Genomic DNA, 8,813 nt, shown 5'->3' with positions numbered 1-8,813 from the left:
CCGTGAAAGGGCGATGTCCTAGGCCTCTAGACGATGGGGACCCGGACGACGGTGTGAACCGCCAACTTTGTTGCCACGGCTTGCGCCGTCTTACTTCTTGGAAAGCTGCGTCAAGGTGACGCCGAGTAGCAAACCGACGAAACCCAATGGTACCAGTCCCAGCCAGATTTCGGCGTACTCGCTACCGTTCAACATTTTCCAAAATCCAACGATCAGACCGACTACGCTCAGTATCAACCCCAGCAGGGTGGTGATGACGCCAAGCTTGTGCATCGGACTTCCTGTTAGTTGGTGGAGGTAAGCGGGATCGAACCGCTGACCTCTTGCATGCCATGCAAGCGCTCTCCCAGCTGAGCTATACCCCCAACGAAGCCGCGCATTCTATAGATGCCTTTTGCGCTTGTAAAGCCTTTGTGCCCATCTTAATCAGGAAAAAGTTTGCCGGGGTTGAGCAGGCCGTGCGGGTCGAACTGCTGTTTGATCGCGTGCATCAGACCCAGCGTGGCGGGATCGATTTCCTGCGCGACAAAGCGCCGCTTTTCGGTGCCGATGCCGTGTTCGCCCGAGAGCGTGCCGCCCAGCGCCAGCGCACGCAGCATGATGGCTTCGTGGGCCAGGCGGGCACGCCTCATTTCGTCCGCATCGTCGGGGTGCACCATGAGGTTGACGTGCAGGTTGCCGTTGCCGGCATGGCCGAACGAGACGATCGGTAGACGCTGCGCCTGCGCGGTGTGGTCGATGAAGTCGACGAAGTCGGCCAGCTGCGATACCGGCACCACGACATCTTCGTTGATCTTCAGCGGCGCGATGCGCTTGACCGCGTGCGACAGCGATCTGCGCGCTGCCCACAGCCGCGCGATGTCGTCGCGCTTGAAGCCGCTGCGCATGTCGAGCAGGCCTTCGCCGGCGAGTGCCTGTTCCAGCGCGGCGATCTGCCGCGGCAAATCCTGTGCGGCGCCGTCGGCTTCGACCATCAGCAACGCCCGGGTGCCTGGCGGCAGATCGTCCGCCGCGCCGGTCGGGCGGATGGCATCGATGGCATGACGATCCATGAATTCGAGCGCGCAGGGCGTGACGGCCTGATGCATGACGCGGCTGACCGCGTCGAGCGCGGAGCGGTTGCTGGCGAAACATACGCGCAGGGTGGCGACGGCTTCCGGTGCGGGCAGCAGTTTCAGCGTGGCTTCGGTGATGAGCGCGAGGGTACCGCCGGAACCGACCAGCAGGCGGCTCAGGTCGTAGCCGGTGACGCCTTTGGTGGTGCGGCAGCCGGTGCGGATTTCCTGCCCGCTGCCGGTGACGGCGCGCAGCCCCAGCACATAGTCGCGGGTGACGCCGTATTTGACGGCGCGCGGCCCGGCAGCGTTCATGGCAAGGTTGCCGCCAATGCGGCAATAGGCGCTGCTGCCGGGATCGGGCGGATAAAACAGGCCGGCGCTGCGCGCGATGCGGTCGATGTCGTCGGTGACCACGCCGGGCTCGACGACGATCAGGCGGTTGTCGGGGTCGAATTCGAGCACACGCCGCATGCACTCGAAACTGACGACGACGCTGCCGGGCGCAGGCAGGGCGCCACCGACGTTGCCGGAGCCGGCGCCGCGCGGCGTCAGGGCGATGCCATGTTCGAACGCGATGCGCACCAGCGCGGCCACGTCGGCGTGCGAGGCCGGGAACAGCACGGCCTCGGGCTCGACATGGCGCGGGGTTTCGTCGTGGGCATACAAGGCACGCGTGACGGCGTCGTCGAAGACGCGATCCGCCCCCAGGGCGGAACGGAAGGCGGCGAGTGCGGATTCGGACAGCATGGGGCGGGGCGCGTCAGGCCGGGTGTTCGGGGGGGAGTTGCACGACCAGCTGCGCGATCGTGTCGGCGTCGAAATCCATGCCGATGTCCCAGCCCGGATTGAGCGCAATCGGCACCCCGCCGCCGATGCGGCGCAACAGCCAGGAAAACTCGGTCAGCAGGCCGCCCGAAAATTCGGGGAAGTGCTCGACCAAGGGCTTGGCGCGTTCGGGGCTGGTGAACACCGCCAGCACGCGCTCGCCGTCTTCGGTTTCGATGATCAGCGGCTCTGCCTGGAGCGAACGCTGGAATCCCTGAATGGGATTCTTTTCGTCGCGCACCGGCATGAACAGCTGCTGGCCGGCCAACTGCAGCACGAACGTCTCGGCATCGAGCGTGCCGGCATGGACGGCAGCCAGCTGTTCTTCAAGCGCGTTGTGGGGGATGAAATTCATGACGTCGGGTCGTTGCGCGATGACAGTGGCCAGTGTAACCGATGGCGTGGGCGGCGGGCGCTTCCCGGGAACGCGCAGGCCCGGTTGGAACGGCGCATGGGATTCCCGCGCGTAACGGGTCGGAGTCCTTCAGGGCTGCCAGCGTTCGGGGTGTGCCCAGTGGCGGGTATTGAGCCAGTCCGGCACGGTTTTGTAGGTGTCGAGATCGTAGTAATGGATATGCCTGTTTTCCGTTGCGGCGGTCGCCGACGGCGTGAAGCCGAGTGCGCGAAACATTCCGCAGTCCAGCGCGCAGTCCGGTTGCGCGACGAGCAGGATGCGCGGAGCGATATAGAGGCGTGTTTGGTTGATCAGGTGCCGGGCTTGCTGCACGTTCAGCCCGTTCAGCGCATCGACCCCCAAGGCCAGTGCGCAGAGCGAATCCGGCGGCTTGCCGGGCGCGCGCACCGGCGTGTCTTGCAGCACGCGGCTGGCCAGCTGGCGGGCCGCTTCGTCCAGTGCATGCACGCTGGCGGGCCGCATCTCCAGCAGGCGCGCTTGCAGGTGGTCGCGCCAGCTCATCTCCTCACGCCTTGCGCGGCACGCGCACCAGCCGGGTGCCGGCGATGCGGTCGTGGAGGAACAGCCGGTCGCGGTCGAACAGGGCCCACCAAAAGCCGCTTCCCGCCAGCAGCAAGCCGAAAAATGCGAGAACGAATCGCAGTGCGGCCTGCTTGAAGCTTGGGCGGCCTCCGTTCCGGTTGACCAGGCGGATACGCCAGGTTTTCATCGCCAGCGTTTGTCCGCTGCGCAGCCAGAATGCGCTGAAATAGGCGAACAGCACGCCTGCGATATAAGCCTGGAACAGATGCCGCTGCCATGGCGCGTGCATTTCGCCGACGACCGGGATGATGATGAAGGAGGCCACGAACACCACCGCTGCGACGAGCAGCGATTCGTAGATCATGGCGGCGATGCGCACCAGGAAGGGCGCCGGGGCGAGGTCTGTTGCGTTGTCTTGCATGGTGGTTCTATATTGCAGCTGGGTGCGATACTTTGCCACAGCGTGCCGCAACCAAGTCAAAAATCCAGGAGGGGGCTCGATGCATATCGTAAAGCAACTCATGGCCATTCCCGGTGTCATCGCTGCCGGCGAATATGCGTATCGCGGCGACCGTTTCTCGTACGAGGGCGCGCTCACCGAGGAATTTGCACGCATGGCTTCGATCGTGTGTCGCGCCAATACACTGTCGGTCAACATGCAGGCCGAAATTTTCGACTCTTTTGCCGAAAACTGCGGGTGCCGGCCGGTACAAGGCTGGATCGTGCGCGGCAGCCAAATCACGGTTTGCGCAGTGGGTAATTATTTCTCCTTCATCGAAAACCGCGACGAATTGCTGAATGACGTCATGACCATCATGCGTGCCAAAGTGGGCGATGTGCAGGACGACCTGCTGGCCAGCCTGTATGCAAGGCTGGGGGGCGACACCAAGGAAGCGTTGTACTGACAAACGGGGGGAATATGGACCTGGAGAAAATGATGGAATTGCCGGGCGCGCTGGCGGCGTTCACTTACAACGACAGGGGCGCCCTGCAATCGCACGTGCTGCGCGAGGGAACCGAATTGACCCCGCAGGTGCTCGAGTTGCTGGCACACGCGTGCGTCGCCAATCTGGCAATAGCCAGCATGGAAGCGAGCGGCTGGGAAGCCCTCACCGGACAGGGCGGATTCCAGCCGCTCAAGGGCGTCTCGGTCGTGGGCCTGGAATGGTCGGTGGTGGCGAATGGCAACCGCGGCGTCGTCGTCAAGAACCGCGATGCCGACTACGAGGCCGCGTTCAATGCCGTGCAGGCGGACTGAGGAGCGCGTATGTCGCTGAACAAAATCCTGGTGCTGGATGGCGTGACCGCCGTGTGCCGCTTTCGCGACGATGGCGCGATCATGGAGGCCGAAGGCATGCTGTCTCCCGACTTGATGGAGCGGATGGCGAGGTTTGCCCAGTGGTATCGCCGCATGGTGTCGAGCAATACCGATCTGCTGTCCCTGTTTTCGCAGATGCGCGGCTGGTCGCCGTCGCAGGGCTGGATCGTGCAGGGCGCAGGGCTGACCGTGTGCAGCACCGGAAACGTGGTGTGCCTGGTTGAAGATGCGCAGGGCTCGCTGAACGAAATCATGCGAGCGCTCGGCGAAGCCGCGCACGAATAACCCCGCCAGCGTCGATCCACTTGTCGCTACGTCTCCACGCGGGTTCCCGAGTTTGGGGAATTCCGCGGCTTGCAAGCATTCGCGACTCAATCCCCTAGGCAGGGCTTTTCTCATGGTCTAGTTTGAAAAAGTGTAACTAGCTAGAGATGGAGGAGCCCGAAATGCGTATTCCATTGAATGTCCTGAATGCCACTCTTCTGGCAGTGGGCTTTGGCAGCCTTGCAAGCCCGGTTGTTGCGGAAACCCGTTATTACGACCCGAGCAACGTCGGCGGCAACACCACCGGCTACGAGCTTTACAAGACGATTGGATGCCCGGGGCGGCAATTGCTGGACCCACCCTGTAAGGAAGATGCCCTGCCCGCAGCGGTGGCCAAGCCGGCCCCCGCTGCCACTACCAAGGAACAGTGCATGGCCAGCGCCAAGCCGGGCGAGTGCTATGTCTTGATCGTCAAGGAGCCGGTTTATCGCACCGAAAGCGTCAAGAAATTGGTGAAGGAAGCAAGCGAGCGCGTCGAAATCGTGCCGCCCGTCTTTAAAGCGGAAAAGGTTCGCGTCACCAGCGAGGAAGTCCAGGAAGTTGTTCCCGCCGTGTATGAAACGGTCAAGGAGCGCATCGTGGTGAAGCCTGCCACGACCCGCCTGGAATATGTGCCGGCCGTTTTCGAGGACGTCGAAGAGCGTGTCATGGTCAAGCCGGCCAGCAAAAAGGCCATCGAGGTACCTGCCGTCTATGAGGATGTAACGGAGAAAAAGCTGGTCCGCGCAGCCTATACCACCTGGAAGCCGGGCACGGCCACCAGTATTCAGAGGGTTAACGAGAAGGGCGAAATTTTCTGCCTGGTTGAAGTTCCCGCCGAATATCAGACCGTCACCAATCGTGTGTTGAAAACACCCGCAACGACTCGTTATGAAGAGGTGCCGGCTGAATACGGCACCGTCAAGCGGACCGTGCTGAAGACCCCCGAAACGACCCGAAGCGTGGAGGTGCCTGCCGAATACGCGGAGCGCGATGTCGCCAAGATGGTCAAGCCTGCCACCACGGTGACCAAGGTTGTGCCGGTTGATTACGAACGCGAAGTCATGACGCAGGTGCAGCCTGCCACCGAGAAGCGCGTTGCGGTGCCGGCCGAGTATGAGACCGTCGATCAGCAGGTTCTGGTCAGCCCCGGCAAGCAATACTGCACTCAGGTCTTGTGCGACGTGAACGCGACGGAGGCCAAGATCACGGAAATCCAGAAGGCTTTGCAGACAGCCGGATTCTACTCCGGGCCGATTGATGGCAACCTGGGCGCCGACACCATGGCTGCGGTCGCGGCCTTCCAGACTGCCAAAGGCCTGGCCTCGGATGGCTACCTCACGGTCGAGACCGTCACGGCGCTGGGGATTTCCCCTCAGTAACCGCCCGGCCCTGCTTGAAACCCTTCCGTCCGCGGAAGGGTTTTTTGTGGGCGGTTAAAGTTGCGCAAAATGGCGCTACGGCATGATTTCTTGACCGAATCATGGCAAAACGATTACCCTCACGGGTTCACCAACGAATTAGTTTTTTGCCATTTATATGGAAGCCACGGGCGCCGAGATCGTTGTACGTTGTCTGGCTGAAGAGGGGGTCGAGTTCGTGTTCGGCTATCCCGGCGGGGCCGTGCTCAACATCTACGACGAGATCTTCAAACAGAACAAGTTCAAGCATGTGCTGGTGCGCCACGAGCAGGCCGCGGTGCATGCCGCCGACGCCTATGCGCGCGCCACCGGCCGCGTCGGCGTGGCGCTGGTGACGTCCGGCCCCGGCGTCACCAATGCGGTGACCGGGATTGCCACCGCCTACATGGATTCCGTTCCCATCGTGGTCGTCACCGGCCAGGTGCCGACCGCGGCGATCGGGCTGGATGCGTTCCAGGAAGTCGACACCGTCGGCATCACGCGTCCCTGCGTCAAGCACAACTTCCTGGTCAAGGACGTAAAAGACCTGGCCGTGACGATGAAAAAGGCCTTCATCATTGCATCCACCGGCCGTCCCGGCCCTGTCGTGGTCGACGTGCCCAAGGACGTGACCGCCCATCTCGCCGAATTCGAGTATCCGGCCTCGGTCGAGATGCGTTCCTACAACCCGGTGATCAAGGGCCACAGCGGGCAGCTGAAACGCGCGGTGCAGATGCTGCTGGAAGCCAAGCGGCCGATGATCTACACCGGCGGCGGCGTGGTGCTGGGCGATGCCTCGGCGCAGTTGGCCGAGTTGACGCGCCTGCTGGGCTTTCCCATCACCAACACCCTGATGGGGCTGGGCGGCTATCCCGCCACCGACAGGCAGAACCTCGGCATGCCGGGGATGCACGGCACCTACGAAGCCAACATGGCGATGCAGCACTGCGACGTGCTGCTGGCGATCGGCGCGCGTTTCGACGACCGGGTGATCGGCAATCCCGCGCACTTTGCGCGCGAGCAGCGCCGCATCATCCATATCGATATCGACCCTTCGTCGATTTCCAAGCGCGTCAGGGTCGACGTGCCCATCGTCGGCGACGTGCAGAACGTGCTGGCCGACATGCTGGCCCTGCTGAAGCAGGCCAAGGAAAAACCTGAGGCGGCCGCGCTGAACGCCTGGTGGACGCAGATCGAATTGTGGCGCTCGAAAAACTGCCTCAATTACAACCGCAACAGCCCCATCATCAAGCCGCAATACGTCGTTGAGAAGTTGTGGGAAGCGACCGGGGGCGATGCCTACATCACCTCCGACGTGGGACAGCACCAGATGTGGGCCGCGCAGTACTACAAGTTCGACCAGCCGCGCCGCTGGATCAATTCCGGCGGCCTCGGCACCATGGGCGTCGGCCTGCCGTACGCCATGGGCGTGCAGCTCGCCCATCCCGAGGCGCAGGTGGCCTGCATCACCGGCGAGTCGAGCATCCAGATGAACATCCAGGAACTGTCGACCTGCAAGCAGTACCGCATCCCGGTCAAGGTCGTCATGCTCAACAACCGCTACATGGGCATGGTGCGGCAGTGGCAGGAGTTCTTCTACGGCAGCCGCTACGCCGAGTCCTACATGGAGTCGCTGCCCGACTTCGTCAAGCTGGCTGAGTCCTACGGCCACATCGGCATGCGCATCGACAAGCCGGAGGACGTCGAGGCCGCGCTGAAGGAGGCCTTCTCGCCCGCGCTCAAGGAAAGAATGGTGTTCATGGACTTCCAGACCGATCAGACCGAGAACGTCTTTCCCATGGTCGAAGGCGGCAAGGGCCTGTCCGAAATGATCCTGGCGGAGGAGCTATGAGACACATCATTTCCCTCCTGATGGAAAACGAAGCCGGCGCGCTGTCGCGGGTGGCCGGGCTGTTCTCCGCCCGCGCCTACAACATCGAGTCGCTCACGGTGGCGCCGACCGAAGACGCCACCCTGTCGCGCATGACCATCGTCACCGTGGGTTCGGAAGAGGTCATTGAGCAGATCACCAAGCAGCTCAACAAGCTGGTCGACGTGATCAAGGTGATGGACCTGACCGAGGGCCGCCACATCGAGCGCGAGCTGATGCTGGTCAAGGTCAAGGCGACGGGCGCCGGGCGCGAGGAAATGAAGCGCACCGCCGACATCTTCCGCGGCCGCATCATCGACGTCACCGATGCCACCTACACCATCGAACTGACCGGCACCGGCTCCAAGCTGGACGCATTCCTGGAGGCGATCGATCCCGCCTTCATCATCGAAACCGTGCGCACTGGCGCGTCCGGCATCGGACGCGGCGAGCGCAGCCTCAAAGCCTGATTTTCAATCCGTTTTTATTTATTTGCCCGGGAATTCACATGAAAGTTTTTTACGACAAGGACGCCGATCTTTCCCTCATCAAGAAGCGCAAGGTCGCCATCATCGGCTACGGCTCGCAGGGCCATGCCCACGCCAACAACCTGAAGGATTCCGGCGTGAAAGTCACCGTCGGCTTGCGCAAGGGCGGCGCCTCGTGGGACAAGGCCAAGAAGGCCAAGCTCGACGTCAAGGAAATTGCCGATGCCGTGAAGGCCGCCGACTTCGTGATGATCCTGATTCCCGACGAGTTGATGGCAGCGACGTATTACAGCGATATCGAACCCAACCTGAAGCAGGGTGCGACGCTCGCTTTCGCCCATGGCTTCAACGTGCACTACAACCAGATCACCCCGCGCGCCGACCTCGACGTCGTGATGGTGGCGCCCAAGGGCCCCGGCCATCTGGTGCGCTCGACCTACACCCAGGGCGGCGGCGTGCCGTCGCTGATCGCGGTGTACCAGGACAAGTCCGGCAAGGCGCGTGACCTCGCCCTGTCCTATGCCTGCGCCAACGGCGGCACCAAGGGCGGCGTGATCGAAACCTCCTTCCGCGAAGAAACCGAGACCGACCTGTTCGGCGAACAGGCTGTGCTG

General features: G+C 62.6%; 12 protein-coding genes and 1 tRNA gene. 7 read left to right on the top strand and 6 right to left on the bottom strand.

Going from position 1 to position 8,813, the window contains the following annotated elements:
- Positions 1–90: 90 nt before the first annotated feature.
- The 6 genes from BGO62_RS11040 to BGO62_RS11015 all read right to left on the bottom strand — a co-directional run bounded on the left by BGO62_RS11040 (position 91) and on the right by BGO62_RS11015 (position 3,241).
- Positions 91–273: a hypothetical protein gene (locus BGO62_RS11040; protein ID WP_296642306.1), complete on the bottom strand. Its 183-nt coding sequence runs from the start codon at positions 271–273 to the stop codon at positions 91–93.
- A 16-nt stretch (positions 274–289) separates the two neighbouring features.
- Positions 290–365: transfer RNA gene (locus BGO62_RS11035), tRNA-Ala, on the bottom strand.
- 57 nt (positions 366–422) lie between these two features.
- Positions 423–1,805, bottom strand: a complete 1,383-nt coding sequence (locus BGO62_RS11030) for an FAD-linked oxidase C-terminal domain-containing protein (RefSeq protein ID WP_296642304.1) — start codon at positions 1,803–1,805, stop codon at positions 423–425.
- A gap of 13 nt (positions 1,806–1,818) precedes the next feature.
- On the bottom strand, positions 1,819–2,238 hold the full coding sequence (locus tag BGO62_RS11025; protein WP_296642301.1) for an SseB family protein: 420 nt from the start codon (positions 2,236–2,238) through the stop codon (positions 1,819–1,821).
- A 129-nt stretch (positions 2,239–2,367) separates the two neighbouring features.
- Positions 2,368–2,799: a DUF6231 family protein gene (locus BGO62_RS11020; RefSeq protein WP_296642298.1), complete on the bottom strand. Its 432-nt coding sequence runs from the start codon at positions 2,797–2,799 to the stop codon at positions 2,368–2,370.
- 4 nt (positions 2,800–2,803) lie between these two features.
- Positions 2,804–3,241 carry an RDD family protein gene (locus BGO62_RS11015; protein ID WP_296642296.1) on the bottom strand — a complete coding sequence of 146 codons (438 nt, stop codon included), beginning with the start codon at positions 3,239–3,241 and terminating at the stop codon, positions 2,804–2,806.
- Positions 3,242–3,320: 79 nt separating this feature from the next.
- Here BGO62_RS11015 and BGO62_RS11010 point away from each other — a divergent pair, with 79 nt between their 5' ends.
- The 7 genes from BGO62_RS11010 to ilvC all read left to right on the top strand — a co-directional run.
- On the top strand, positions 3,321–3,725 hold the full coding sequence (locus BGO62_RS11010) for a DUF2173 family protein (RefSeq protein WP_296642294.1): 405 nt from the start codon (positions 3,321–3,323) through the stop codon (positions 3,723–3,725).
- A 14-nt stretch (positions 3,726–3,739) separates the two neighbouring features.
- Complete coding sequence (locus BGO62_RS11005; protein ID WP_296642291.1) at positions 3,740–4,078, top strand: DUF2173 family protein; 339 nt, start codon at positions 3,740–3,742, stop codon at positions 4,076–4,078.
- A gap of 9 nt (positions 4,079–4,087) precedes the next feature.
- Positions 4,088–4,423: a DUF2173 family protein gene (locus tag BGO62_RS11000; protein ID WP_296642289.1), complete on the top strand. Its 336-nt coding sequence runs from the start codon at positions 4,088–4,090 to the stop codon at positions 4,421–4,423.
- A gap of 161 nt (positions 4,424–4,584) precedes the next feature.
- Positions 4,585–5,823 carry a peptidoglycan-binding domain-containing protein gene (locus BGO62_RS10995; RefSeq protein ID WP_296642287.1) on the top strand — a complete coding sequence of 413 codons (1,239 nt, stop codon included), beginning with the start codon at positions 4,585–4,587 and terminating at the stop codon, positions 5,821–5,823.
- Positions 5,824–5,980: 157 nt separating this feature from the next.
- Entirely contained in the window at positions 5,981–7,693 is a 1,713-nt protein-coding gene (locus BGO62_RS10990; RefSeq protein WP_296642286.1) for an acetolactate synthase 3 catalytic subunit, read from the top strand.
- Positions 7,690–8,181, top strand: coding sequence for an acetolactate synthase small subunit (gene ilvN / locus BGO62_RS10985; protein WP_296642284.1), 492 nt, complete (start codon positions 7,690–7,692; stop codon positions 8,179–8,181). Before BGO62_RS10990 ends, ilvN begins: the two co-directional genes overlap by 4 nt.
- Before the next feature lie 38 nt (positions 8,182–8,219).
- Positions 8,220–8,813, top strand: a 594-nt coding sequence (ilvC, locus tag BGO62_RS10980) for a ketol-acid reductoisomerase (protein ID WP_296642283.1), incomplete at its 3' end; no start/stop codon positions are given.

Origin of the sequence: Thiobacillus sp. 65-1402, assembly GCF_001897685.1 — a bacterium.
In the GTDB taxonomy this organism is placed as follows: Bacteria; Pseudomonadota; Gammaproteobacteria; order Burkholderiales; family Thiobacillaceae; genus Thiobacillus.
Note: the sequence above shows the minus strand (reverse complement) of the source record. Positions and strands in the feature narration are given on the sequence as shown.